The organism is Ruegeria sp. AK4 (genome assembly GCF_056541025.1).
The window spans coordinates 1-24,176 of sequence record NZ_JBQFXS010000002.1 but is presented as its reverse complement, the minus strand read 5'-3'; the positions used below and the strand labels follow the sequence as shown (position 1 = coordinate 24,176).

The window sequence follows — 24,176 nt, the reverse complement described above, 5'->3', positions numbered from 1 at the left end:
CAAATGGTATTTAAGCTGGTTTCCTGCGATGGCGGAGGGATACGGGGATACCTATCCTGCCTGATCTTGCGGGGCTTACACGAAGAAACCGGATTTCTGGATAAGGCGGACGGCTTTGCGGGCACATCAACCGGCGGTCTAATTGCAGTGGCACTGGCGGATGGTCGGACGCAAGGCAAGGATATGGCCGCTTTAGTCTGTGAGTTAGCCGCGCATTACCGAGGCGACGCTGACCAGATTTTTCAGGAGAACGAACGCGGTTTTCTGGACAAAGTGCTCGATGCTGTCATGCGTCGGCTCAAGCTTGGGGGTGGCCCGGGCATTACGGCGTCGCAATACCATGCTTCGGGGCTTCAAAGCATTGGTCTCTCGCTGGTCGGGGATCGAACCATCGGGTCGCTGTCGTCAGATCTGGTTCTGGCGGTCAACACGGTTTGCCTGCATCGCAGCGACAAGATCGGTTGGTCACCTTTCACAATCACAAACCAGGACCTTGAACATGAGGCCTGGCTGGATATGACGGCAGTCAAACTACTGGACGTCGCAATGGCCAGTTCCGCCGCCCCGTCTTATTTCCCGCCGCATCTTATCATAGCGGACGGTGTCGATTTCGGCTATTTCGCCGATGGTGGAACCTTTGCCAACAACCCAGTGATGAACGGGATTAACGTTGCCATCGCCGCAGATCGGGCAAAGGGGGTTGCGGATATCGAAGCACTGTCAATCGGCACAGGACAGCAACCGACGGACATTTCCGAAGAAATGATCAAGAATCCCGATGACTGGGGCCTGTTGAAATGGTTTGGTGTGACATCGGGGGCGCCTAAAGGTGCCTTGATTGAATTGCTTCTAACCACCTCAGCAGAAAACCAGTACTGGATGGCACGGATGGTTTTGAAGAACCGGCTGGTGCGGATCAATCCACCGCTTCCCAAGGTCGTTGGTCTGGCGACGCACAAACCCGCGTCCTACAGTTTGATGGAGGAGGCTTTCCACGCCAGCAAGCAAAGCAAATACTGGGCGAACGCCGTCGAGATGCTGCAAAAGTGGTGACTTGTCTAACTATTGGAAAAAGCCCAGCAGTTTCGCCGCCGCCATTGCGTTGTTTCTGTTGCCTTTGAAAGCTTGGCGCCTATGGTTAACGCGAAATTTTTCAGTGGGTTTCAACGACTGAAAAAGGGGAGAGGTATGAGCGATCCCGGCATTGCCGAGAAACTGGTTGAAGTGTTGCAGCGCCCGGATGGCGATACGGCTCTGCGCCCGGTGCACAGTATCGGTATCAGCGCGACGGGGAGTTTCGAACCCTCTCCAATTGCCCGCAATTATTGCATCGCTGACCATTTCTGCGCGGAAAAGGCGGATGTGATTGTGCGGTTCTCGAACGGATCGGGCAGCGCTGCCGTGCATGACGGCTGGTCTGATGTGCGCGGTATGGCGGTGCGGTTTCATCTTGGTGATGGCACGGATACCGATCTGATCGCGATGACCCTGCCCGAGTTTTTCGCCCCGACACCCGAGACCTTTCTGGATTTCGCCGAAGCCGCGAAACCAAGAATGTATGAGGCCGAGTCGCCCTGGCGTAAGATTTGCAACTACCTGCAACTGATCCTGCCCAAGCGCGATCCCTATCCGGGGGAAACCATTAGCCCGGATGACGGTGCCATCGAGTTCGCGGATCAGAACGCCTATTCCCAACTGGGTATCATGCAAGCCGCCCAGATCGGTGCGCCGACCAGCTATGTCAGAGCGGCATATCATGCTGTGCACACATTCGTCGTCACCGGTGCCGACAACACACGTCGCTGGGTGCGGTTTTCGTGGCAGCCTATTGCGGGCGTTCTCACGACAGACCCAAACAAAGCACCGGTCGATGACTATTTGCGGGCCGAGTTGCAGGACCGTCTGGCCAAGGAACCCGCGCGGTTTTCGCTAATGATGATGATTGGTGAGGTGGGTGACGATTTCAACAATTCGTCCCGCCCTTGGCCACCGCATCGCAAACGGATCATGATGGGCACGCTGACGCTGGACACGGTGCCCGAGGACCAGATCGCAGACTGCGAAAAGCTCAGCTTTAATCCGGGTTTGCTGACCAATGGGATCGAGGCGTCGGACGATCCGGTCCTGAAAGTGCGCATAGACTCCTACAGGATATCAAGCAACTGGCGCGGCGGGTCGCCCTGCCCATTCTCGGAGAGTTAGGTCATGACAAGCCAGAACAGCTGGTTCAACAGCTACGTCAACAGCCTGCCCGAACGCGGATGGTTCAAGTTCCTGTCGCGTTACATCGTGGTGCCGTACTGGCACTGGCGTGATCCAAAGCCGAAGCTTCCCGGCGGTCCGCGCCCTTCGCCCCAGCCCAGCGAAAACGTACAGCGGATGATGAATCTGATCATGCCGCTAAAGGACTCGTCGCCAGCCGGGCGCGCGCGGGCCACGCTGGCCATCGCCCAGAATGTCGACGAGATTTTTGCCGGGCTCGACAATGTCGGCACGGTGCACTTTGCGCGGTTCCTGCTGATCGACAACAACATCTGTATGATCTCGGTCTATGATGGCGATTTCAGCAATTACATCCGCGATTTCATCACCACCATCGGCAGTGTCTTCAACGATGTCATCTCACTGGTTGACGGTGCTGAACACCTGATCCCGACCGAACGCAATGTCGAAGAATTCATCGACTGGGTGCACGCGCATGACCTGTTTCAGGCCGCCGATTTCCCCACCGACCTGTTCGGTCTGCAGGATGCGGCCAAGGGCCTGCCGCCAAACGAACCGCACAAGCTGGAGTCGCTACCACGGGAATTCGTTCTGCAGTTGCACGCCAATCCCAATATCTCGCTGGGGGGAGGCTATCGCGCCTATCCCGGGGTTTCAGCCGCGCAAGTGCGCCAAAAATTCGGACAGGGCTGGTGACTGCAAAACTTGATCTCGCTGACATTCAGGGCAACATTCTGCGGGGCTATCGCCGCGAACTGGTGCGTCATCTGATCCTCGAAGTCACCGACCGCGCAGCCGCGCGTCGGTTTCTGGCCACTGCTGTCGACGGTGGCAGCGACACGGTGCCTGAAATTACCCGCGGCCTCTTGTGGGAGTCCAAGCCGCCCTTGTGCTTCAACATCGGCATCACCTATGCGGGTCTGCGGGCTTTGGGCACGCCGTCCGAGCATTTGAAGACCTTCCCGACCGAATTCATCCAGGGTATGACCCAGCGGGCCATGAAGCTTGGGGATTTCGGGGGCAGCGGGCCCGAGAACTGGCCCGCCCCATTTGATCAGCCAGGTCGAATACATCTGATTGCATCTGTGCATTCGGATGTTCCCGAACAACTTGAGACAGTCGAACAACAGGTCGCCAGAGCCTTTAACGTACTAGGCGTGCGGAACGGGCGAAACCTGCCCGAGGGCAAGGTGTTCTTCGGCTATGTCGACGGAATTTCTCAGCCGCGTTTCGAACAGGTCTACGACCCCGATCAAGAAGGCGTGGATGAGCCCATCGACCCGCTCGGTACTGCGCTGCTGGGCTATCCAACCAAACAGGAGGGTGTTCGGTTCCGTGTTCCTTCGCCCCATGCGCTTGGGTTCAACGGATCGTTCAACGCGTTTCGGATTCTGGCGCAGGATGCGGCCGGGTTCGAAGCGTATCTGGATCAGGCCGCAACCACCCTAATGCAGCATCCCAAGCGCGACCTCTTGGCAGACCCCGACAATCTGGAGCGTATCGGTAAAGGCCTGGACCTGCACGGCGCCCTTCGCGAAGTGGTCGCCGCGCAGATGTGCGGGCGCTGGCGCAATGGCGTGCCGTACGAATTGTCACCGGATGCGCAATGGCCGGAGGAACCGGTTTCACTGACCAATTTCGACTACACGCACTGGTCCCGCTGCCCGGCGGGATCGCACTTGCGGCGAGGCAATCCGAGGGGGGGCCCAATCGTTCAGCGCATCGCCGATTACACGCGGCGGTTGGTGCGGCGGGGCATGTCCTATGGCCCCGATTTCGATCCGCAAAACCCTGATACCCAAGAGCGCGGCCTGCTTGGCAGTTTCATCGGCGCCAATATCGCCGCGCAGTTCGAAGCGGTTATGTGTGACTGGATCAATTTGGGTCTCCAGGATCCGCGGATCACCGGGGCGAATGACCCGCTGCTAGGTGCAAACACGCCGGAAACCAGCTGGTTCGACATGACATTGCCGGATGGCGACGCAATCCGCCTGCACGGCTTCCCGCGCCTGATCCGAACGCGCGGCGGCGCTTACACCTTCCTGCCCAGCCTGACCGCGATCAGATACCTGTCAGACCTGACGGATTAGGCCAGCTCTGCCAGCGCGGCATCGATACGTGCCAACATCGGTGATTGCCCCGCGGTTTCGACGACCACTCGCGCTTTGGTCAGGTAATCTCTAGCTTGTGGTTTCCTTTTCATTGCCTTGTGGAGCAGCCCGATAATCATGTCGCAGCGCGCAATGTAGTGGCCCTTTTTGTCGAACTGTGGGTTGTTGCGTACCTGTTCAATCATTGCAATCAACCGCTTCCTGCCAAATAGCATGACCCAGATAATCGTGCCGAGATTCTTGATCAATACGCGGAGTGAGCCGCCACCCTCGCCCGTGAGAATGGCCAGATACATTTCGCACAAAAACAACCGCGCCCAGTCGGCGGAAACCTGAGTGCCCTCATCCGTACGTTTCTGGATGGCCCATTCGACCTGACGCAGACCGGCGGTAACCTGGCCGTTCAGTGCATAGGCCACGCCCAGCATTGTTGCAGGCCCGAAGGTGAACAATGCCCACCCTTTCTCGTCGCAATCTCTGATATGATTTTGGGCGGTTTCGATTGCACCGGGTTTTTCCAGCGGAATCATGGCGGCGACCCGGGCGGCCTCGGCTATGGCATGCTCAAACTCGACCTGCGAATCCTGCCGCGCCTGTTCAGCCATTGTCAGCGCCAGTTCATGATCATCCGTGACCATTGCAATCAGCGCTTTCATCGCGGTTCCATAGCCCACCGCACGCGGGTCGTTTTTGGATCTGCCGAGAACAATCATCCGATCCGCAGCCTCATGAGCCCGGGCCACGCGACCGCGGGTCAATTCGTTCCAGCCAACCGTGGCTAGAAAGAAATTGTGAATATAGGCGTCATCGATTTTGTCCAGAATAGTCTCTATTTCCCTTTTTCTGGTCTCAAACAGTTTACTCGGGATCGGAGAATGATAGATCGAGACCGACAGTTCATTGACCATGGCATAAGCGCTTGAGAACGGCTCCCTCAGACGTTGTGCCATCTCGGTCAGTTCCTGCTGCACCCAATGAGCTTCGTGGTATTTGCCATTGCACACCAGACACGACACGTAATGGTGCAGGAACAAGGCGTGGTGCTGACTGTCCCCTACCCTTTGCAGGATTGGACGCACGGTACCGGCCAGTTCGATAATCGATTTGACCCGCAAGGAAATATTTGAACACAGAGCAAAGCTAGCCATGAAAGCGGCGAACTCTTCGTTCGAAGCGCAGTCCGGATCGCTTTGATACAGGTCCAGCGCCGCGACAAAGAACCGGTTGGCTTCGTCCAACGAATAAACACCTAGGCTTTTGTCCCCGGCCATCGCACTGTAACGGAACGCCTGATCGGTGCGATTTGTTTGTCTGTAGTGGAAAGCCAGAGTTTCGGCCACCTCCTGCAACCGGTTTGAATTGCGCAAAACAAGTGCGTCGGCGATCGCCAAGTGTAGCTCGGAACGGCGTGACAGAATAAGGCTCTGGTATACCGAGTCCCGCAGCAGAACGTGTTTGAAGATGTAGTCTGTTGAGTTCGCCTCGCGATACAACACATCCTGCGCCTGCAGTCGTTCTAGAGTTGTTCCAATTTCATTGGCACTCTCAACAATTTGGGACAGCAAGCCGGGATCAAAGCGGCGACCGATAACGGCGGCGGCCTGTAAGACTTCTCGATCCTCGGTCTCGAGACGTTCAATTCTGGTTGTTAGCAGACTGCGCATCGTAAGGGGCAATCCGCTGTCATTGATATCCCCGCTTAAATAGGCGGCACCGTCGTCGACACGCAATGCGCCCTGAGCCTGCAAAAAGCTCAGAATCTCTTCGCCAAACAGCGGATTGCCCCCGGCGCGTTCGGTCAGCTGTTCAGCCAAGCCCTTGGGTAACTCGGCCACACCAAGACGGCTCTGGGCCAGATCCGCAAAGTCTGCAACTGGCAACGGCTTCAATGCGACGGTCATCACGCCGCTTTTGCCAAGCCACTTCGGCTTATACTCCGGCCGTCGGGTTTGAATGATCAGAAGGTTCGAAATATCCGGGTCTTCCAGCACGATCGTTATCAGATCTTCCGAGGAGGTATCGATCCAATGGCTATCTTCGATCACTAAAATGACCCGATCTGTAACGCATTTCTTCTTCAGTAAGGCTTTCAGCAATTCGCGAATGTGCAAGCCTATCAGAACGCCGTCGAGACCATCCAAAGACCCTTCGGGCGGTTTAAGCCCCAGAAGGTTCATCATCAGGCCCAGGTTTTGTTGGGTAAACAGCCCGTAATTCTCAAGACCCATTTCCAGCTTCGCCTGAATGCGCAGCGGATTGTTCCTGTCGCTGATGTGAAAGGACTTCCGAACGATTTCCAAAAATGGCAGGAACGGAACCAACTGACCGTCGGCAAAGCAATTTCCCGTCAAAGTGGTGACTTCGTCGGTCGGCGCCCGATTAATAAATTCGTAGACAAGGCGCGTTTTACCCGAGCCCGGTTCTGCCACCAGATCAACGACCGATCGCCCGGATATTGAATTGACCAGAGCTGCGGACATTGCGTCCAATTCGTCCTTCCGACCGACATAATTGCTCAACCCTTGCGCGACAGACGCGTTAAAGCGCGTTGCGCTTTCGGTGACAGCCTTCAGTTGCCAGATCTTTTGCGGTGCGGACAGACCCTTGATCGTGTGTTCACCGAAAAAGCTGAGATCAGAAATCCATTCGACTAGGTCGCGGGTGGTGTCGCAAAGCAAGCTGCCCCCGGGTGGCGCAAGGTTTTCAAGACGTGCGGCCAGATTAACCGTGCTGCCCACCGCCGTCGTTGGCCCAGCTTCCCCTTGAACCGTCGCCATCAAAACATTGCCCGAGCTGACACCGACGCGCATTTCCGGACTCACACCAAAGCGCTTGTAAAATTCGGGGCCGGCAGAAGTGAAGGCTGCGTGGATCGACAACGCGGCGCGGCACGCCCGTAAGGCCGGGTCCTCCACCGCGTCGGGAATACCGAACAATGCCATTATGCTGTCGCCAGCAAAATCGCGGACCGTGCCGCCGTTTTCTTCGACCGCGCAGGTCAGCATGTCGTAGACTTTGCGCACAAATTCAAGCGCTTTTTCTTCATCCAGACGAGCAACGATGGCGGTGTAGCCGACCATGTCGGCAAAAAGGACCGACACTTGGCGCCGCTGCCCCGGATCAGCAGACGTTCGAGATGGTATGTCCGTCATATCCCCCATGTGGGCAAGGGTTTACAACACCCGATCCCACCCCGCCAGAGTTTGTGGGCGAAAAGGTGTTTTGGCACACTCAATTGGCAGTGTAAGTGTCTCACTGGACACAGACTATGTATGTCTTTTCCTAAGACATGTGCGCGTCAAGCAGTGAATTCCAGTTTTAGGCCAGGGCGGGGCCATCGGGTCTTGTAGATTTTTCCGGTGCTTGATGCCGTGATCCACAAATCACGCATGTCATTGCCACCGAAGCACATATTTGTGGTAAACATATCGGGTATTTCCACATGCTCGGTCGTGCCATTCAGGTTGAACACTGTGATCCCGCCATTGAACAAAGTTCCGACGCAGACGCGGCCATCCTGTTCAACCTTAAGGCTGTCCAGCCACTGATACCCCGGCAAAGTTTGAACAACATTGCCCGGCATGCCTGGAATAGGGCCGGGTTTGACCTCACCTGGACCTGTGGTTTTCATCGCCCAAAGCCGCCCGAACACCGTGTCGGAGACGTAAACGGTTCCGCCATCCGGCGACAATCCAACTCCGTTGGGCATGGGTATCGTGGCGGCTTTGATCAGCGTTTCGCCATCTATCGAGGCATAGTAGAGACCACCATAACGTGTAGACTCCTCGTCCTCTATCCCTGTGTCAGTGAACCAGAAACCGCCGGACTTATCGAACACCAAATCGTCGGGCGCAATCAGCCGCTTGCCTTTATACGAGTCAAACAACTGGGTCACAGCCCCGGTCTTCAGATCCACCCGGTGCACAGACCCGCCTGTGTAGTTGGGCCGGATCGGGGCGGGAACGGTAATTTGGTCAGGACCGAACGGTACAAAACTGTAGACGCCGCCATTATTGCAAACATAGGCTGCTCCGTCCGGACCTATCGCGACTCCGTTGGGTCCACCGGGAATCTCAGCCACAACGCTGACATCACCATCGGGTGACAGACGCGCCAGCGTCTGTTCCTTAATGTCGACGAACAGAACCGATCCATCGTTCATCGCTACCGGGCCTTCAGGAAAACCCAAGCCGCTGCACATCTCTTGCAATTCTAATGCCATCCCAAACCTCCATAAGTGCGTCGAATATCAGAATGCTTCGGCGTCTGCCGATGGAAACCCATCTGCGCGAGGCAATGGACAAATTCGGCGAAGTCTCTGGCAATTTTTGGATACACTGCAAGGGTTTTACAAGTCTCTGCCGGCATTAGAGTCAGGATTCACAACCAGAAAATTACTGTTGCTGCGAGGGCGATGGGCGAATGCCAGACACGAAGGTCTTGGGGCAACGTTAATGGCGTTAAGCCACGCATCTCCAATCCGTAAGCCTGCCAAACATTATCTGGATACGGATTCGCCGCTTGTATCTAAGCTTGTCGCACTGGTTCTGAAGGTGTAGACGCCCCCGCTGGCCTCAATGTGCCATTGTGGGTTTGCAAACAACCTGAATGGAGGCGTCTATGGAAGAGATTAGCATGATTGGTCTGGATTTGGCGAAGAATGTGTTCCAGGTGCACGGAGCGGATAGAACAGGTCACCCTGTTGTTCGTAAGAAACTGCGCAGAGGCCAGGTCCTCGAGTCCTTTGCCAAATTGCCGCGTTGCGTGGTTGCAATGGAGGCCTGTGCCAGTGCGCATTACTGGGGGCGAGAGATCGGTCGTTTGGGTCACGAAGTCAGGTTGATCCATCCGGCCTACGTGAAACCATTCGTCAAACGTCAGAAGAACGATATGGCCGATGCAGAAGCGATCTGTGAAGCTGCAAGCCGACCAACGATGCGCTTTGTTGCCGTGAAGAGCGAAGAGACCCAGGCGTCCGCGATGGTTCTTCGGGCTCGCGAGCTGTTGGTCCGGCAGCGCACGCAATTGATCAATGCTGTGCGAGGTCACCTTGGAGAGCTCAGTCAGGTGGCCCCGCAAGGCGCGGTCAATATTCGCAAGCTGGTTGCGTTGGTGGACGCTGGCGATAGCGCAATCCCGAATGTGGCCCGGGAGTGCCTTGAAAGGCTGATCAGCATGCTGGGCCAGCTAGACGGTCAGATCAAAGCACTGGATGCCGAGATTGCCCGCCGCGCGCGGTCAAACGAGATGGCACGCCGCTTGATGACGGTGCCTGGAATTGGCCCGCTCGTCGCAACTGCGCTGGTTGCCCTGGCCCCGCCGCCGGAAACATTCCGCCGTGGTCGGGATTTCGCCACCTGGCTCGGGCTGGTTCCAAGACAGCATTCGACAGGGGGAAAACAGCGCCTCGGGGCGACAACAAAAATGGGAGAACGTTCGCTCAGGCGATTATTGATCATCGGCGCCAACAGCGTTGTCATGTGGCGTGCTCGAACCAGAATGGGAACGGATCCCTGGCTAGCCCGCATGATCGAACGCAAGCCGCCAATGCTGGTTCGCGTGGCCCTTGCGAACAAGATGGCGAGGATCGTTTGGGCTTTGATGAGCACAGGAGAAGTCTACCGGGCTCCGGCTGCTAAGGCGTAAAGCGTTTGCGGCCGCGAGGCGGCGAAAACGGAAGAGGACAATGGACGGTATGGCATCAGGATCGTGAGACCGGATCGGGAAAACCAGCTTGCAACAGAGTGCTTCGAGCACGTGGTTTTGAATTGGACCGGATCCGCTAACACCATAGGGGCCAGCGGCATGTGCAACGGCCGCGCAACAGGCCGAACACATGTCAGTACCCGAACCGATGCTAAAGACCGACCAAGTTACCTCTTGCGTTTTGGGCGTCTACAAATGTTGTAATCTTTTGACCATTGACCCTCGTAGCTTCAGCACTTGTGCTGCGTGGGCTCTTTTCCAGCCGACGGTTGATTTTTGGTTCCTTTCAAAGGTGCGCATTATCCGAAAGATGTGATCCTGTACGCAGTTTTTTTCTACGTTCGATGCGGCGTTACATATCGCGACCTGAGGAAATCATGGGGGAGCGGGGTATCGGTGCAACGCTTACGTTAGGCTACCTGTTTACTTAATCGAAAATGCGCTCGCCCTGCTCGTCAATCACTTGCTTCGCCTTGGCGATACTGAAGCTTTCGCCCTGATCCCGGGTTTCAAAGACATCTGCCCGGATCACCGTATGGGTCTTGCGATCTCCGTCGATGGTCTTTTCGATGCGGGCCAAAAGGCGGTATTTGCCACCTTCGGGCATCAGGTCGGGGAAGATTTCGAACCCTTTATAAGTGACCAGCTCTGGCTCCGAATTTTCTCCGCGACCAAAGAGTTTAGAGAAGAGGGACATTGGGCGGCTCCTTTCTGCGTTGCTTGGCCCGGAGTCTAGCGCCGCTCAGGGCAGGCGTGAAGCATGTCGCGCCATCAGAACACTGGTTCTCGATCCGGTGGCCGCTCCGTGCGTGGTCTAATACGTCCCGATCCACGGTGAAAGCCCATTCCTTAGCACCATTCTCCCTGGCTTGGACGGCCCCAAGCGGATGAGGTGGGTGGCTCCTGCTCCACCGGCATCGAATGTGCCAAAGTGCAGTTGTGATTGACTGCTAGGAAAGGAGCCACCCAATGACAGTAAAGACCGTCGGCCTGGATCTGGCCAAGGATGTTTTTCAAATTCACGGCATTTCAGAGAACGGCCGCGTGATTTTCAACAAAGCCATCAAGCGAGCGAAGCTGCTCCGCTTCTTTGAGACGCTTCCGCCCTGTGTCGTCGGCATGGAGGCATGCGGTTCGTCCCATCACTGGGGCCGCCAGCTGCGAAAATTGGGGCACGATGTGAAGCTCATGCCGGCCGGATACGTCAAACCCTACGTGAAGCGCGGCAAGAACGACGCCGTTGATGCTGAGGCAATCTGTGAAGCGGTCCGTCGACCAACCATGCGATTTGTCGAGATCAAGACGGAAGAGCAGCAAGCCATTCTCTCAATCCACCGGCCTCGAGATCTGGCCGTCCGGCAGCGCACCCAACTGGCCAACATGATCCGCAGCTTGCTGCGCGAGTTTGGGCATATCTTGCCCATTGGGATCGAAGCAGTGACGGCTTTTGCAAAGCGTCACCATGATGGCGACCATCCAGAAATGCCGGAGATCGCCAACGGGATGCTTGGCATACAGTGCTATCAGTTCATTGGCCTGAACGAGCGCATTGACGGCTATTCGAAGATGATCGAACAACAGTCCTGCTGAATGCTGACGCACGCCGATTAACGCGCATGCCTGGCATCGGGCCGATCACGGCGTCAGCGATCATCGCAACGATCGGTGATGCAAAACAGTTCCGGACCGGACGCGATCTGGCGGCGTGGTTGGGACTGACCCCGCTCAACAAATCCAGCGGTGGCAAGGAACGTCTGGGCAAGATCACCAAGCAAGGTGATCGCTACATTCGCAAGCTGTTGGTCGTAGGCATGACATCGCGTGCCGTGATGGCGAAACGTTCGCCAGAGAAGGTCGATCTGTGGACAGCGAGAATTATCGCAGACAAACCATTCCGATTGGCAACAACCGCCATGGCCAACAAGGCCGCTCGAGCCATCTGGGCGATGCTCACGAAGAAACAGGAATACCAGCAGCCTGCGTTCTAACCGCGCCGACTGCCCAGGAGATGCAAGACGTTGAAGTGATGATGCGGAATTAAGTCAACCAAGAGCAAGGACACTCCGGGAACGGCAGCGACCCTCAGAGGTCGATAAGCCGATTGGAACCTCGCTCGCGGAATTCATCAAGGCCAGTGGCGACAATGCCGCCACGCAAACAGGCCGGACAGACGAAGGTACTGACAAAATACCCGCAAACATCACCAAAAAACTCTTGCAATGCGGGAGCCACCCACAGAGGTCGTTGGCCTCCTATCAAGTTTCTGCGGCCGCAGCCCACATAGCTGTCGTTCACTTCGCCTGCTAAACTTTGGTGATGGCCATGGTCTCAAGAGCGGACTTAGTTGCCATTTGGAAAATCAGATGGTTTCCCCAACTACTGGTATCCGTCTGGGTCATTAGGGATGAGAAGCAATGTGCCTTCACACGCGTCGAGGTCATCAGTCATTTGCAGCCACTGCAACTTCCTTTGGTTGTTGACGTGAAAAGTCGGTTTGAAATCTTCCGGGTTTTCGAGCGACGCAGCAAAAAGGTGCATACCACCCGGATAGTGATCGGCTTCAAATCCAACGGGTGACCCGCACGTCCCGCAAAAGTGCCTAAAACGCCTTTGGAGATTTCGTAAGTGCGGGGTTTATCACCGGTCCACTGAAATTTTTCTATCGGCACACCGAACCATGCGACCACCGGTGCGGCACAATTCCGACGGCAGTCATCGCAGTGGCAATAGCACGCCCATGTTTGATCACCCCGATAGACCCAGCTTGTTTTTTTACACAGACAATACCCACGCGTCGCCATTCGATTTTTCTCCAAACCACTAGGAACATAGGACGCAGGTGGATATTGAGATGGATATTATTGGACGTTTCATCAGCGGAAAACGTTGGAGCTCAGGGTCAAGTTGAGCTCGTTGCAGACCCAGGACCTGACACAGCATACACCCCTGCCCCAATTCACTCTACCTATTCAACTAGCCCAAAAGCCGACCTTGAAAACGTCTTTCGGTTGCCGCAACGGCACCCTAAAAGCGAAAATTTGTGCGAGACATCACTCTTTACTGGTATCGCAATACCCAAATTGAGACCAAACCTGCTCGAAAACAGCTCGAGCTAGACGACGCTCACTCCCTCTATGTCGTCGATTGCCAACACATGACCTCGCTCCAAACGTCAACTGGCAAAAATACTAGAGGTTGTCATCTGACGTTCATCCGCAAAATAATAGCGCTTCATCTGAGCGCGCTACCTTGTCCTACTGGGTTAGAAACGCGTTGGTTCTTAAAGAACAATCGTCGGTTAAAGGGATATCTTTGTTGTTGGATCGACGCGAGGCGGTGAAGTGCAGAAAAAGAACATTCCGCCATAGGTTCTGTTCGTTCATTTTCGCCATTACCCTGATGGTCAGCATTGGTCTATCGGACATGGCCACTGCACAGACAGCGAGCTTTCGATCTATCGATACAAACTCTGACGGCGTTCTTAGTTTCAATGAACTTGTGGCTGCCTTCGGGGAAGCAGGCGCGCGCAGGTTGATTGACGATATCGACCGAAATGGTGACAGCCGCATTACGATCAGGGAATTGCGGCAAAGCTCGGACAGGAAGAATGAAGATCGAGACGGACGTGAAGATCGGGGAAATCGGAAAGGAGGGGAGCGAAACGACGACAATGGCGGCTCTGGCGGAAAGGGTGGCGGTGACGACCGTGATGATGACGGTGGAGATGACAACGGGAACGACGATGGGGATGATGACGGCGATGACGACTGATCATCGACCAGCCGTCGTTGGGTGCTAAGCTCAATCCCAGCATCTCTGCCTGCTCAGAATATTGAGGCCGCTACGAATCTAAGTTCCCGCCCAGACAACGCGTTCATCTGCTGTTCATTCAATCGCACCACATCCCTTCATGCACCTTTGCAACCTTTCTCACACGGTGCTGACAAGATGAAACCATGGACACGTCAGCCACGGAGCAAAGCATGACACAGTTTTCCCCAATCCCCATAAGTGCTTGCGAAATCGCAAAATGGGCATTCACAACCCGCCGCGTTGTTCGGTCGGATGTTTACGGCCTCAACACTCAGACGAGCAGTGCAAAAGCAGGCGATCTGATCCTCTGCGAGATCGTCGAGATCGGGCACCACAAGAAAATACAGCTCGCCGAGCGGCGAGTTTCGACCAGCTATCCAGGCGATTTTGTGGTACTGTGCCTGGGTGATCGCTATGCGCCGGATCAATTCCTTGCCAGTGCTGTTGTCGACGATGATCTCATTGATCTGGTTGCGGGTGGTGGTGTAGCGGGCCGGGTGGATGTCGCGCATATCCGCATGGAAGAACCAACGCGGCTGAAGCCCCTCGGGCTTCTGACCAACGCCAAAGATCAAGTGATCAATATCGTGGATTATGCTCTGCCACAATTGCCCGCCAATGACCGGGTAACCGTAATCGGCGTATTTGGGGCATCGATGAACTCCGGCAAGACAACCGCTGCTTCAAGCCTGGGCCATGGCTTGATGCGCGCGGGGTATTCTGTGGCAGGTGTAAAAGCCACAGGCACCGGCGCCTTCGGCGATTTCAACAGTTTTGAGGATGCAGGCGCGGTTGCGCTTGATTTTACGGATGTAGGAATGGCGACAACCTATCGGATGTCTTTGGAGAAGATCGAAACGGGCTTTGACACGCTTATAGCTACAGCCGCATCGCGAGGGGCCGAAGTGGTGGTTGTAGAAATCGCAGACGGCGTGTTCCAACAGGAAACACGCGCAATCCTTAAATCCTCGCGCATTCGGGATCGTCTGGATGGCATCCTGTTTGCAGCGCCAGACGCGCTGAGCGCATTGGGCGGTATTACTGTGCTGAGACGGGTTGGGCTAAGCCCATTTGCGATTTCCGGGCGGGTAAGTTGCTCACCCCTCGCTTCAGCCGAAGCGTTTGAAGCCACCGGGTGCCCGATCCTGTCGCGTGAAGATCTTTGGTCGCCTGCAATGATCGCACAACATGTTGCCCCTCTGATGCGGCATGAACCAGAGAACGTGGCCGCATGACCCCCTTCCCCAGGTTGGCCACACGGGACCGCATCATCGATGCGGTCCTCGTGGTATCAAGCGGCGTCGTTCAGGCGATAGCCCTGGCAATGGCCGCCCTCGCAACACGGGGCGCGTTTGAAGCGATCCACGCGGGTCGTGCGCCCGCCCACGAGATCCTATGGCAATTGGCCGCCTCCGGTGTGATCGCTGCCGTGTGTCTATTCCTTTCACGATATCGTGCGGAAGCGCTTGGCCAGAGCTATGCAATATCATTGCGGCGCGCGCTCTATCAGCAAATCGCACAACTTCCCAAATCACGCCACGAGAGACGCCGGGTTGGCGCGTTATCTTTACGGTTTGTTGGTGATCTTTCGGCGGCCCGCCTGTGGTTTGGGCGCGGTTTGCCGAGCGTCTGCGCGGCAGCAGTCGTTATCCCGGGCGCGGCAGCCATTTTGTACTACCTTCACCCCGCTCTTGCGGTCAGTGGAATGACAGTACTTGGTCTGACGCTGCTGCTAGTGGCAGCGATAGCCTGGCATCTTGAGTATCGCCACCGAATACTGCGCCGCCGCCGGGCCAACATTGCGATCTCCATGACCGAGCGGATTGCGATTGCCCCCGAGCTCGATCTTATGGGCCGGACAAACCGTGAATTGCAAAAGCTCGACGCGCAGGGTGTATCGCTTCGCAACGATGCGCTTGCGCGCCGTGGCATTGTAGCGGGCCTTCAAATAATCCTGCAATTGGGTGTGGCGTTCGCAGGTCTGTTGATGCTTTGGCGGGCCGGCGGAACAGGCATCGCACCTGCAACCGTTGCAGCTTGTCTTGCAGTGATGGCGTTGATCGCGCTGCCTCTACAACACCTCGCCAGCGCATGGGATTATCACTGCGCCTGGCAAGTCGCGCGTGAGAAATCTCAACGGCTTCTTTCAGAGCCAACGGTAAAAAGAAGAATCGCAAATCAGACCAATACCATGGGAATTGACGTCACCGGAGAGCTTGACGGAACGCCTGTTACATTTGTCGCCCGACCGAACAGCGTCTCGGAGATGAGGGGGCCAAATGCCAGCAGGCTCGCGCGATGTATCGCGGGATTTGACACTCATGAGGGCATCGCAGTTCGCTATGGTGATCAGCAAGTCCCGCCAAAACTCGCTTTTATCGGAGACACTCATATCGGGCTTCAGGGCAGTTTGCGCCGATCCGCAACCTTGATGTGCAGGAAACGCCCCAGTGACCGCAGGATCGCGAAGGTACTGCGGCAATTGGGTCTATCCGACCTGCTTATGGCCACCGAAGGGCTCGACCAGCGCGTCGCGGAAAACGGTCACGGGTTGACATCTGATCAGACTTTGCGTCTGGATCTTGCCCGCGCCGTACTGGGCAAGGCCGAAGTCGTAGTGATTGCCTCGATCAGATGGATTGCCTGCCGACATCAGGTGGCTGAACTGCTTGCAACGTTTCAAAAACTTTCCTCGGCAACGATCATATTGGCCGACGGCTCCGCCCCCTCTAAAATGGATGAGATTTCAAAGGTCAATTGATATGCGCTCATCCACCCTGTTCGGAATATACGCCGCTGTACTTGTCGGGTTTCTGGGCGGGCTTGCGTGGTTGACCCTTTACAGTCTGGAAAAAACCCGCTGGTGGGATGCCCGGATACTGTTGGCCCAGGAGTCCTATGGGCTCCATCTCCGGCTAGAAGCAGACCTTTATCGTCTGTTCAAACAGCATGGGGACGCGCTTCTGATCGGGGATCGGGATGACGGCGCCCGGGAAGCGGAACTACAGGTCAAAATCGCGCAAACTCTTGAAGACATTCGCGATGTCATTGCTCGTGAAATCCAAATGGTTGGTGACGAGGAAATCGAAGAACTGGAACTGCTAGATCAAATTGAGGACGATATCGAATCTGTGAACGCAGCCATTGCCAGTCTCACAGCAGAAGGCAGCCCGATTGAAACATTTGTTCGCATCGAACGTCTGGCAGCCCTTCTGGACGGAGATATCGACGACGAACTGGACCGAAAAATCAAGTCCGCGCTCGACGAGGAAATCGAGGAAGTTGAAGACGTTCTGACCGAGGCCACAGCTTTCCGGGAATGGAACAAGCGATTGGTCTACATGATTGTCGCGGCTGCAATCGGAGTGCTTCTGGTCGCCCTTATGTCGTTTAATCGCCAGATCAGAAAGCCATTGATCCGACTTGCTGAAGCCATTGGCCACCTTCGCAGGGCCGATTATTCCGAGCCTGTGAACCTGGGTGGCAGCCGTGAGTTCAGGGAGCTTGGCGTGGTTCTGAACGGCATGGCCGAAGGATTGGCTGCGCGCGAAGCCAGCCGCGCGGAACAAAAAAGACAGCTCGAGCAAACTGTCGCGGCAAGAACGTCCGAGCTTCAGCAGCTCATTGATAAACTCGAGACTGGGGAAGAGAACCGAAAGCAACTGATGGCCGATATAAGTCACGAATTGCGCACACCGTTGGCGATCATACTTGGAGAGGCCGATGTAACATTAAGGACATCTGACAAACTGTCAGTAGAGGTCTCGGATTCCCTCGCCCGTATCCGGGATTCTGCAAAACACACCAATCAGATTGTCGACGATATGCTGACCGTCGCCCGGTTCGAGGCGGGCCAGCTTCGCCTTGATCGCAGGAAGACCGACCTGCGAAAGATATTGCACGATGCGGTCGCCATGTTCCCTGATCCGGTTCAGGTCGTAACACCCGCGGACAAAGTTCTCGCCTCCGTTGACGAAGTCCGCCTGCGCCAGTCCTTGCTTGCGCTGCTGCAGAACGCCCGACGCTATGGCGGCCCTGCGATTGAGGCCAAGCTGGATGAAGGCCTCGCCTTCTGCTCGATTACGGTCGAAGATGATGGGCCAGGGTTGAGCGCCGCAGAAAAGTCCCAGGCATTCAATCGTTTCTACCGAGGTTCGAACGCGTCGGGCCAGGGGATCGAGGGCAGCGGTCTTGGCCTTCCGGTCGTTAAGTCAATCGTCGAAGCCCATGGTGGAACCGTTGATCTGCAAGACCGTCGAGAGGGTGGTTTGAAAATTGTCTTAACACTGCCCAAAGGCCCACGGATGAAAGTTGTGCAACCTGATACGTGGCGAGAGACGGGCTGATGTTGTTTTGTATATCTGAATTTCTGTTTCCAGAACCGATGCGGCCATACTCCTTTTGTCATTGTGATGGATAGAAGCACCAAGTGAATTGAGGGTGACATGAATATTCTACTTGTGGAAGACGAGGTACGCGTTGCCGATTTCATCCGTCGTGGTTTGTCTGCAGAAGGCTGGACTGTCGATCATGCCTCAAGCGGGGAAGATGCACTGGAATACGCGGCTACCGGAGAATACGATGTCATCCTTTTGGATCTGATGCTGCCGGGAATTCAAGGGCAGGATGTCTGCCGTAAACTGCGTGCCCGTAAATCGAAAATCCCAATCCTGATGCTGACAGCGCTTGACAGCCCCGAAGAACGGATCGAAGGGCTGAAAATCGGCGCTGACGACTATCTTTCGAAACCCTTTGATTTCGACGAACTCATCGCGCGCGTTGAGGCCCTGCACCGGCGTGCCAACAATTATGCCAGCGATCTTGGGGGGTCCGTCATAACATGTGGAACCCTAAGCTTCGACCGGCGCTCCCTTCACGTATCCGTAGCTGGCGAAGAGGTGCAACTGTCCAAAAAAGAACGCGATCTTCTTCTGCTATTTCTGACCAATGTGGGTAGGGTTCTGTCCCGAGAGCGCATCCTCAACTCCGTATGGGGCATGAGCGAAGATCCATTAACCAACGTCGTCGACGTTTACGTTGGCCGCCTAAGGCGCAAAATCGGAGCAGAAGGTCAACGGATCGTAACGCTCAGAAATGTTGGGTATAGGATGAGTTGACAAACACACTGAAAACTCTGTCTGTAGGTCTAGATGACCTCGGCGAATTCGGAATTCTAGAAAATAGTCATTCCGGCCCCATACCGGTCATCCGACTTGTCCTGCAACGCCGCAGTGCAGCTTCGCCAAAACGGACATTGACCAGCAATCAGAGATTTATCGCCGCCTTGAAATCAGAGCCCGATTTTCTGCGCGATTATGGCTTCAGCCCACCACGATGCTCCGTTCACTTTGCGTCGTGAAAAATGATGCCAAGTGTGTGGCGATGCCCTTCCTCTAGGCGTGAAACCCCATGTCGCATCGTGACGCGATAATCCCCACGCGCACCATTGACTGGTCGCGTGTTCACCGCAAAAATTACTGCATCACCTTGGCCAAGTGAGACAACCTGCGGGCGGCTCTGCATTCGCGGTCGCTGTTCTGTCAATACGAACTCACCTCCCCTGAAATCACGCCCGGGCTCCGAAAGCAGGCAAGCGACTTGAAGAGGAAAGAACAGGTCCCCATACAGGTCTTGATGGAGGCAATTGAAGTCGCCTTCCACATATTGAAGTAGCAAGGGGGTTGGACGCTCCTGCCCACTTCTATGGCACATATCCAGATAATCGGAGTGCATTTCTGGGTACTGAATGCCCGTCCCCATTCGCTCAGCCCATGTGTTGGCGATCGGCGCGAGCCGAGCATAGAGCTTGCTTCGAAGCTGACTGATGACACCAGGCAACGGGTAGGAATAGTACTTGTACTCTCCTTGCCCAAAGCCGTGACGCTTCATGTGAATATGGCTGCGAAAGATGTCCTCTTCGTTGTATTGCCTAGCGATCGCCGTGCATTCATCTCTACTGAGCAGTGAAGTCAGTACGGCGCATCCGTCACGGTCAAGCTGCTCGTGAATGGCCGCCCAGTCGTATTGGGCCACCCGCTGTTCCGGTCTACCAACCATTTGTTCGCCCAATTCATGAGTTTTGTGCTTGTTCATGCCGCAGCCTCCAACTGAAGGAGTTGCTCTTTCCGCCCTAATCCCCACCTGAATCCTTTGGATGTACCGTCGGCACGTACAACCCGATGGCACGGCACCAGTACCGCAAAGCGGTTGGCTCCACAGGCCGCTCCGACGGCGCGGGCTGCGTTCGGCTTCCCTATGGCGTTGACAATCTGGGAATAGGTTGCGGTCTGGCCAGCAGGAATTCTTCTGAGCGCATTCCAGACGTTCTTCTGGAAACGCGTGCCCTGAAAATCCAAGGGGATTGCATGAGATGATTTCAGGTTTTCGACGATCGCAATCACGTTCGATATGATCCGCATGGCTGCGTGGTCGGCCTGTAACTCAACAGTATTGATGTACTGGGCACAGAACGCTTCGCGCAAGGTGTCTGGACTATCTCCGAGCTCAACCGACATCACGGCGCGTGGCCCAATTGCAACCAAGCAGTATCCAATTGCGGTCTTCTCGATCACGTATCCGACAAGTTCTTCGTGTGGTTTTCGAGGCGCTGGAATACCACCGCAGCGCTTGCATGCCCTGAAGCCGGCAGCTTCTGCCTGTTCCGTCCCATCAAAGAAAGTGGTGTTTTCCCGCTTTGGCAGTCTCGAGGGACACGAAGTGCGGCAATAGACGCCGGAAGTTCGGACCGCATAGACAAAACGACCGTCAAGAGTGGCGTCGTTGTCTTTGACCGCGTTCCATCTGTCATCATCGCTCAATGCGAATTCAAGTGACTGCGGAAAATCTGATGTGTGCATCGTCATCGGACAAATCTCCATTAGTTTCTGATTGGGGCGGTGTTTGGGACCCAGCTTCCGTCTCAGGTCAAACTCGCCTCGTCTGCCTTAGGGATATGTTTGCTCTTCGAGCCTCACGACCCGTTTCTTGCGCTTCCCGAAGGCCTGTGGATCGGAAGCGCATGAAACGGGTCGTTCCGACATTGGCACACAGTTATCTCTCGCTCGAAAGTTCAGAACTGGAGATACTATGCTACTTGAGAACAAAACCGTGATCATCACAGGTGCGAGCAGTGGAATTGGCGAGGCGGCGGCTACGCTTTTTGCCGCAAACGGCGCCAATGTCGTGCTTGGCGCCCGGAGAGAAAACCGTTTGGCTGGCCTCAGCAACCAGATTCGCGACAGCGGCGGAAGAGCGGCTTATCTGGCGGGAGATGTCGCTGATGATACCTACGCGGAAGAGTTAGTTGAATTGGCGGAAGCTGAATTCGGCGGGCTTGATGCAGCCTTCAATAACGCCGGTGTCATAGGAGACATGGGACCGATTTCAGAAATGACAAACGCCAATTGGGACAATGTCATCGAAACCAACCTGACCAGTGCGTTTCATGCGGCAAAGCATCAGATTCCGGCACTGAACAAGCGGGGTGGTGGCTCAATCGTGCTCACTTCAACATTTGTTGGGCACACAATCGGTCTGCCAGGCATGGCGGCTTATGCCGCTTCGAAAGCGGGTCTTATTGGGCTGACACAGGTTCTAGCCGTAGAACATGGTGCAGAGAACATTCGTGTAAACGCTCTCTTGCCGGGCGGAACAAAAACCGAAATGGCGGGCGACGATCCCGAGGCGCACGAGTGGGTCGCCAGCATTCATGCTCTTAAACGTATGGCGGAAGCAGAGGAAATCGCGAAGGCCGCCATGTTCCTGATCTCAGATCAGTCCTCTTTCGTTACGGGCAGCGCCATGACTGCTGACGGTGGCAACTCCATAACGAAAGGTTAGAAGCGCAATCCACGGCTCGGCATTGACCGGGCCGTGGGCTGATAAGTCTCTGGAAGCTCTGTTTCCTTATTGGTTGAATGGCATGAAGTTTTCTCGGTTTTACGCTACTTGCTTCCTGCCGATAGAACGCTGAGATGTGAGACGCCGTCATGAGGGTTCTCAGGGTCGAACTCCATGAGGGTGAAGTACGCTCCGCATACCGCCGACTGCTCTGCCTTACCCATGGCTTCACGTGCATGTTGATCGGTTTCCCAACGCACGATGTCCGCGTACTTGCCGCCCCCCGTTCGGACGAGATCGTGGGATACGTAGCCAGGCTGCAGAGCAAGAAATTCTTCACGCATCTTTTCAGCGCCCGCTATCAAGTCTGCTTCTGTTTTGCCCACCACGAGTTTGATCTCGGCCATTTCAATCACTTGCTCACTCATGAATCTCTCCTTGTGTTTGAGGTCGCAAAACAGTCTTATGGACAAATATGACATTATATGTCGTATTTTATAATGTGAAAAAGTCGACCACATTTTCCCGCCTCCAGCGCCTGGATTTACTCGCAGCAAGGTTAAAAACAGACGACGCCTTAATTGTGCGTGAATTGGCGGCTGAACTCGGGGTGAGTGGAAGAACTCTTGGGCGCGACATCGAACTCCTCAGAGACCGCGGTCTTCCAATTGAAGCGGATCGTGGGCGAGGCGGCGGTGTTCGGCTGCATTGGAGCTGGGGCATCGGGCGGATCAACCTCAGCTACCAAGAGGCCGTTGATCTCTTAGTAAGCCTTGCGGTCATAGAGCGTTTGCAGTCGCCAATCCTCTTGGCAAACCTAACACCGATCCGCAGGAAATTGATGGCGTCGTTTTCCCCGAAATCATCTCATGAGATCAACCGATTGAAATCACGTATACTCATTGGCGAGACAGCTTCACTCTTTGTGCAGGCCAGCATAGCTCAACAGGAGTCTTCGGGTGTCGAGAGATTGCACCAGGCTTTCCTGACATGCCACTCGATCGAGATCGAATACGTTGATGTAGAAGGAGAAAGAACGACAAGGGAAATTGAGCCGCATTATCTGCTGCTCAGCTATCCGGTGTGGTATGTGCTCGCTTGGGATCAGGACAAGGACCAACCGCGCACTTTTCGATGCGATCGAATTCGGTCAGCGAGAATAACACATTCAAAGTTCCAGGTGCGGGCTCGGGTTGATTTCAAACAGAGTCTGGAGGGACACGACTTTAACATTCCATAGATATGCGTGGCTTCCAGCGGAAATGGAGGCCCTTCAAAACAGCGGGAAGGTTGGTCTTCGGCGCAGCACGGAAGAAAAGGTACAGAACTGAGCTGTCGAACACGGCCAATTCCTGCCAATTGGCAAGGTGCAAAACTGCTGCGTCCGCAGGACGCAAAATTGACCTTGGCCACGGTACTGGAACTGCTTGGTGGGAAAGGCCGCCATTTTGCTAAGGCTGGCTTGGTGCAGTATACGCCTTCCAAGTGATGAATGAGACAGCCAAGAACAAAATGCCAATAAGTACAAAAGTGCTAATACTCTGCTCAGCCTGCGGACCGTCTGGAAATGCCATCCGAAATAGGCCAGCAAAAAGCGACATCCTATTCTCAAACAGATCGGGCTCGCGGCACCGCGGCTTGAGATCGACGTTGTCGCAGCAAATGACATACGAGACATCAGCGGCGCGAGGCAGATATTGCAATTCGGCATGTTCGCCCAACACAGCCGGACCTGATTGCAAAGCTCGTGGCAGAAGCGACGGCACATTTTTACGCTGCCCGTTCGTACCTCGAACAGGTTGGACGACCAAGAAATGAAGAAGAAATTGCCAAGTTGGATTTCGTCGGTTTTGGAGACATCGACACGATGATTGGATTTCTCAATCCGGCTGGCATCGAAGTAACCCGCAAGAGTTTTCGGATCGGGTCGCAGAGCGGGGTAGTGTCATGGGAGCTTGTGCGCCAAGGTTTCGGCATTAGTGTTATGTCAGACGATGTGGCAGCCCTGACACCTGGTGTGGAGCGTGTTCTGCCCGAACACGAGCCATTCAAGTTTCCTATCTGGTTGGCCACACACTCTGAGTTACAAACAGCGCGAAGGATCAGGTTGGCATTCGATCAGCTTGCAGACCATCTCGGCACGCGAACAATTCTCTGAACCTGAGGTCGTCTGATGTCACGAACTGGTGTCTGCTTCGGGCTCTGCTGCGGACCTCGTGCAGACGCAGCACTGGCCCCTGCCCCGTTTTCCACGATACGTCTAACGGCCCAAAGCCGTCTTTGAGCGTCGCCAACTGATGCTGCAAAGCGGCCCGTCGAACCCACCGTTCGCTGCGTGCGCGAAATTTGTAGGCAGTTGCGCCCACGGTGTCGAACAAAGAAATTAAGTGTGGCGTAGTCGTCCGTCGCTCGTTCTGACTTAGAATTTTGCACAGGTCGAGACCTTCTGCGACTGCGCAGTGTAGACTACAACTTGGAACAGGT

At 55.3% G+C, this 24,176-nt stretch carries 20 protein-coding genes and 3 pseudogenes; 15 read left to right on the top strand and 8 right to left on the bottom strand.

The window, feature by feature from the left end; all coding sequences use genetic code 11:
• Positions 1–3: 3 nt before the first annotated feature.
• The 4 genes from ACR0EZ_RS04075 to ACR0EZ_RS04060 all read left to right on the top strand — a co-directional run bounded on the left by ACR0EZ_RS04075 (position 4) and on the right by ACR0EZ_RS04060 (position 4,313).
• Entirely contained in the window at positions 4–1,053 is a 1,050-nt protein-coding gene (locus tag ACR0EZ_RS04075; RefSeq protein WP_480611220.1) for a patatin-like phospholipase family protein, read from the top strand.
• Positions 1,054–1,188: 135 nt separating this feature from the next.
• The gene (locus tag ACR0EZ_RS04070; protein ID WP_480611217.1) at positions 1,189–2,202 is read left to right on the top strand and encodes a catalase; all 1,014 of its coding nucleotides are present in this window, start codon (positions 1,189–1,191) and stop codon (positions 2,200–2,202) included.
• A gap of 3 nt (positions 2,203–2,205) precedes the next feature.
• Positions 2,206–2,919, top strand: coding sequence for a hypothetical protein (locus ACR0EZ_RS04065; protein WP_480611214.1), 714 nt, complete (start codon positions 2,206–2,208; stop codon positions 2,917–2,919).
• The gene (locus ACR0EZ_RS04060) at positions 2,916–4,313 is read left to right on the top strand and encodes a Dyp-type peroxidase (protein WP_480611211.1); all 1,398 of its coding nucleotides are present in this window, start codon (positions 2,916–2,918) and stop codon (positions 4,311–4,313) included. The genes ACR0EZ_RS04065 and ACR0EZ_RS04060 overlap by 4 nt, the downstream gene beginning before the upstream one ends.
• Here ACR0EZ_RS04060 and ACR0EZ_RS04055 read toward each other — a convergent pair.
• The 3 genes and pseudogenes from ACR0EZ_RS04055 to ACR0EZ_RS04045 form a co-directional block, all read right to left on the bottom strand.
• Positions 4,310–7,486 carry an ATP-binding protein gene (locus tag ACR0EZ_RS04055; RefSeq protein WP_480611802.1) on the bottom strand — a complete coding sequence of 1,059 codons (3,177 nt, stop codon included), beginning with the start codon at positions 7,484–7,486 and terminating at the stop codon, positions 4,310–4,312. The genes ACR0EZ_RS04060 and ACR0EZ_RS04055 overlap by 4 nt on opposite strands.
• A 146-nt stretch (positions 7,487–7,632) precedes the next feature.
• Positions 7,633–8,556: an SMP-30/gluconolactonase/LRE family protein gene (locus ACR0EZ_RS04050; RefSeq protein ID WP_480611208.1), complete on the bottom strand. Its 924-nt coding sequence runs from the start codon at positions 8,554–8,556 to the stop codon at positions 7,633–7,635.
• Between the two features lie 158 nt (positions 8,557–8,714).
• Positions 8,715–8,872 (bottom strand): annotated as a pseudogene (locus ACR0EZ_RS04045) (IS5/IS1182 family transposase); the annotation flags it as partial.
• Between the two features lie 82 nt (positions 8,873–8,954).
• On the opposite strand from ACR0EZ_RS04045, the gene ACR0EZ_RS04040 reads away from it, so the two are divergent.
• Both ACR0EZ_RS04040 and ACR0EZ_RS04035 read left to right on the top strand, forming a co-directional pair.
• Entirely contained in the window at positions 8,955–9,980 is a 1,026-nt protein-coding gene (locus tag ACR0EZ_RS04040; protein ID WP_480611205.1) for an IS110 family RNA-guided transposase, read from the top strand.
• A gap of 336 nt (positions 9,981–10,316) precedes the next feature.
• Positions 10,317–10,435 (top strand): annotated as a pseudogene (locus tag ACR0EZ_RS04035) (IS6 family transposase); the annotation flags it as partial.
• Positions 10,436–10,467: 32 nt separating this feature from the next.
• On the opposite strand, the gene ACR0EZ_RS04030 reads toward ACR0EZ_RS04035, so the two are convergent.
• Positions 10,468–10,737, bottom strand: a complete 270-nt coding sequence (locus ACR0EZ_RS04030; protein WP_480611203.1) for an HlyU family transcriptional regulator — start codon at positions 10,735–10,737, stop codon at positions 10,468–10,470.
• 272 nt (positions 10,738–11,009) lie between these two features.
• On the opposite strand from ACR0EZ_RS04030, the pseudogene ACR0EZ_RS04025 reads away from it, so the two are divergent.
• Positions 11,010–12,028 (top strand): annotated as a pseudogene (locus tag ACR0EZ_RS04025) (IS110 family RNA-guided transposase).
• A gap of 456 nt (positions 12,029–12,484) precedes the next feature.
• Here the strand turns inward: ACR0EZ_RS04025 and ACR0EZ_RS04020 are convergent.
• Complete coding sequence (locus ACR0EZ_RS04020; RefSeq protein WP_480611200.1) at positions 12,485–12,841, bottom strand: GFA family protein; 357 nt, start codon at positions 12,839–12,841, stop codon at positions 12,485–12,487.
• A 394-nt stretch (positions 12,842–13,235) separates the two neighbouring features.
• Between ACR0EZ_RS04020 and ACR0EZ_RS04015 the strand changes: the two genes are divergently transcribed.
• From ACR0EZ_RS04015 to ACR0EZ_RS03995, 5 genes are all read left to right on the top strand, one after another.
• The gene (locus ACR0EZ_RS04015) at positions 13,236–13,811 is read left to right on the top strand and encodes an EF-hand domain-containing protein (protein ID WP_480611198.1); all 576 of its coding nucleotides are present in this window, start codon (positions 13,236–13,238) and stop codon (positions 13,809–13,811) included.
• Positions 13,812–14,023: 212 nt separating this feature from the next.
• Positions 14,024–15,088 (top strand): P-loop NTPase family protein, encoded by a 1,065-nt coding sequence (locus ACR0EZ_RS04010; RefSeq protein WP_480611195.1) that lies wholly within the window; start codon positions 14,024–14,026, stop codon positions 15,086–15,088.
• The gene (locus tag ACR0EZ_RS04005; protein ID WP_480611192.1) at positions 15,085–16,614 is read left to right on the top strand and encodes an ABC transporter transmembrane domain-containing protein; all 1,530 of its coding nucleotides are present in this window, start codon (positions 15,085–15,087) and stop codon (positions 16,612–16,614) included. Before ACR0EZ_RS04010 ends, ACR0EZ_RS04005 begins: the two co-directional genes overlap by 4 nt.
• A gap of 1 nt (position 16,615) precedes the next feature.
• Complete coding sequence (locus tag ACR0EZ_RS04000; protein WP_480611190.1) at positions 16,616–18,199, top strand: sensor histidine kinase; 1,584 nt, start codon at positions 16,616–16,618, stop codon at positions 18,197–18,199.
• Between the two features lie 99 nt (positions 18,200–18,298).
• Positions 18,299–18,970 carry a response regulator transcription factor gene (locus ACR0EZ_RS03995; protein ID WP_480611187.1) on the top strand — a complete coding sequence of 224 codons (672 nt, stop codon included), beginning with the start codon at positions 18,299–18,301 and terminating at the stop codon, positions 18,968–18,970.
• A gap of 226 nt (positions 18,971–19,196) precedes the next feature.
• On the opposite strand, the gene ACR0EZ_RS03990 is transcribed toward ACR0EZ_RS03995, so the two are convergent.
• Positions 19,197–19,946: a 2OG-Fe(II) oxygenase gene (locus ACR0EZ_RS03990; protein ID WP_480611184.1), complete on the bottom strand. Its 750-nt coding sequence runs from the start codon at positions 19,944–19,946 to the stop codon at positions 19,197–19,199.
• Positions 19,943–20,716, bottom strand: a complete 774-nt coding sequence (locus ACR0EZ_RS03985) for a methylated-DNA--[protein]-cysteine S-methyltransferase (protein WP_480611181.1) — start codon at positions 20,714–20,716, stop codon at positions 19,943–19,945. Before ACR0EZ_RS03985 ends, ACR0EZ_RS03990 begins: the two co-directional genes overlap by 4 nt.
• A 223-nt stretch (positions 20,717–20,939) precedes the next feature.
• Here ACR0EZ_RS03985 and ACR0EZ_RS03980 point away from each other — a divergent pair, with 223 nt between their 5' ends.
• Positions 20,940–21,692: an SDR family oxidoreductase gene (locus ACR0EZ_RS03980; protein ID WP_480611179.1), complete on the top strand. Its 753-nt coding sequence runs from the start codon at positions 20,940–20,942 to the stop codon at positions 21,690–21,692.
• Positions 21,693–21,796: 104 nt separating this feature from the next.
• On the opposite strand, the gene ACR0EZ_RS03975 is transcribed toward ACR0EZ_RS03980, so the two are convergent.
• Positions 21,797–22,120: an antibiotic biosynthesis monooxygenase family protein gene (locus tag ACR0EZ_RS03975; RefSeq protein WP_480611177.1), complete on the bottom strand. Its 324-nt coding sequence runs from the start codon at positions 22,118–22,120 to the stop codon at positions 21,797–21,799.
• Positions 22,121–22,194: 74 nt separating this feature from the next.
• On the opposite strand from ACR0EZ_RS03975, the gene ACR0EZ_RS03970 reads away from it, so the two are divergent.
• Together ACR0EZ_RS03970 and ACR0EZ_RS03965 are read left to right on the top strand one after the other, a co-directional pair.
• On the top strand, positions 22,195–22,932 hold the full coding sequence (locus ACR0EZ_RS03970) for a helix-turn-helix transcriptional regulator (RefSeq protein ID WP_480611174.1): 738 nt from the start codon (positions 22,195–22,197) through the stop codon (positions 22,930–22,932).
• Between the two features lie 456 nt (positions 22,933–23,388).
• Positions 23,389–23,850 carry a LysR substrate-binding domain-containing protein gene (locus tag ACR0EZ_RS03965; RefSeq protein ID WP_480611801.1) on the top strand — a complete coding sequence of 154 codons (462 nt, stop codon included), beginning with the start codon at positions 23,389–23,391 and terminating at the stop codon, positions 23,848–23,850.
• Positions 23,851–24,176: the final 326 nt, after the last annotated feature.

Coding starts and splice junctions, on each gene's coding strand:
- ACR0EZ_RS04075 (WP_480611220.1), top strand. CDS start 4: ATGGTATTTAAGCTGGTTTCCTGCGATGGCGGAGGGATACGGGGATAC.
- ACR0EZ_RS03990 (WP_480611184.1), bottom strand. CDS start 19,946: ATGAACAAGCACAAAACTCATGAATTGGGCGAACAAATGGTTGGTAGA.
- ACR0EZ_RS03985 (WP_480611181.1), bottom strand. CDS start 20,716: ATGACGATGCACACATCAGATTTTCCGCAGTCACTTGAATTCGCATTG.
- ACR0EZ_RS03980 (WP_480611179.1), top strand. CDS start 20,940: ATGCTACTTGAGAACAAAACCGTGATCATCACAGGTGCGAGCAGTGGA.
- ACR0EZ_RS04010 (WP_480611195.1), top strand. CDS start 14,024: ATGACACAGTTTTCCCCAATCCCCATAAGTGCTTGCGAAATCGCAAAA.
- ACR0EZ_RS04005 (WP_480611192.1), top strand. CDS start 15,085: ATGACCCCCTTCCCCAGGTTGGCCACACGGGACCGCATCATCGATGCG.
- ACR0EZ_RS04055 (WP_480611802.1), bottom strand. CDS start 7,486: ATGACGGACATACCATCTCGAACGTCTGCTGATCCGGGGCAGCGGCGC.
- ACR0EZ_RS04000 (WP_480611190.1), top strand. CDS start 16,616: ATGCGCTCATCCACCCTGTTCGGAATATACGCCGCTGTACTTGTCGGG.
- ACR0EZ_RS04070 (WP_480611217.1), top strand. CDS start 1,189: ATGAGCGATCCCGGCATTGCCGAGAAACTGGTTGAAGTGTTGCAGCGC.
- ACR0EZ_RS03975 (WP_480611177.1), bottom strand. CDS start 22,120: ATGAGTGAGCAAGTGATTGAAATGGCCGAGATCAAACTCGTGGTGGGC.
- ACR0EZ_RS04050 (WP_480611208.1), bottom strand. CDS start 8,556: ATGGCATTAGAATTGCAAGAGATGTGCAGCGGCTTGGGTTTTCCTGAA.
- ACR0EZ_RS04040 (WP_480611205.1), top strand. CDS start 8,955: ATGGAAGAGATTAGCATGATTGGTCTGGATTTGGCGAAGAATGTGTTC.
- ACR0EZ_RS04020 (WP_480611200.1), bottom strand. CDS start 12,841: ATGGCGACGCGTGGGTATTGTCTGTGTAAAAAAACAAGCTGGGTCTAT.
- ACR0EZ_RS03995 (WP_480611187.1), top strand. CDS start 18,299: ATGAATATTCTACTTGTGGAAGACGAGGTACGCGTTGCCGATTTCATC.
- ACR0EZ_RS04030 (WP_480611203.1), bottom strand. CDS start 10,737: ATGTCCCTCTTCTCTAAACTCTTTGGTCGCGGAGAAAATTCGGAGCCA.
- ACR0EZ_RS04065 (WP_480611214.1), top strand. CDS start 2,206: ATGACAAGCCAGAACAGCTGGTTCAACAGCTACGTCAACAGCCTGCCC.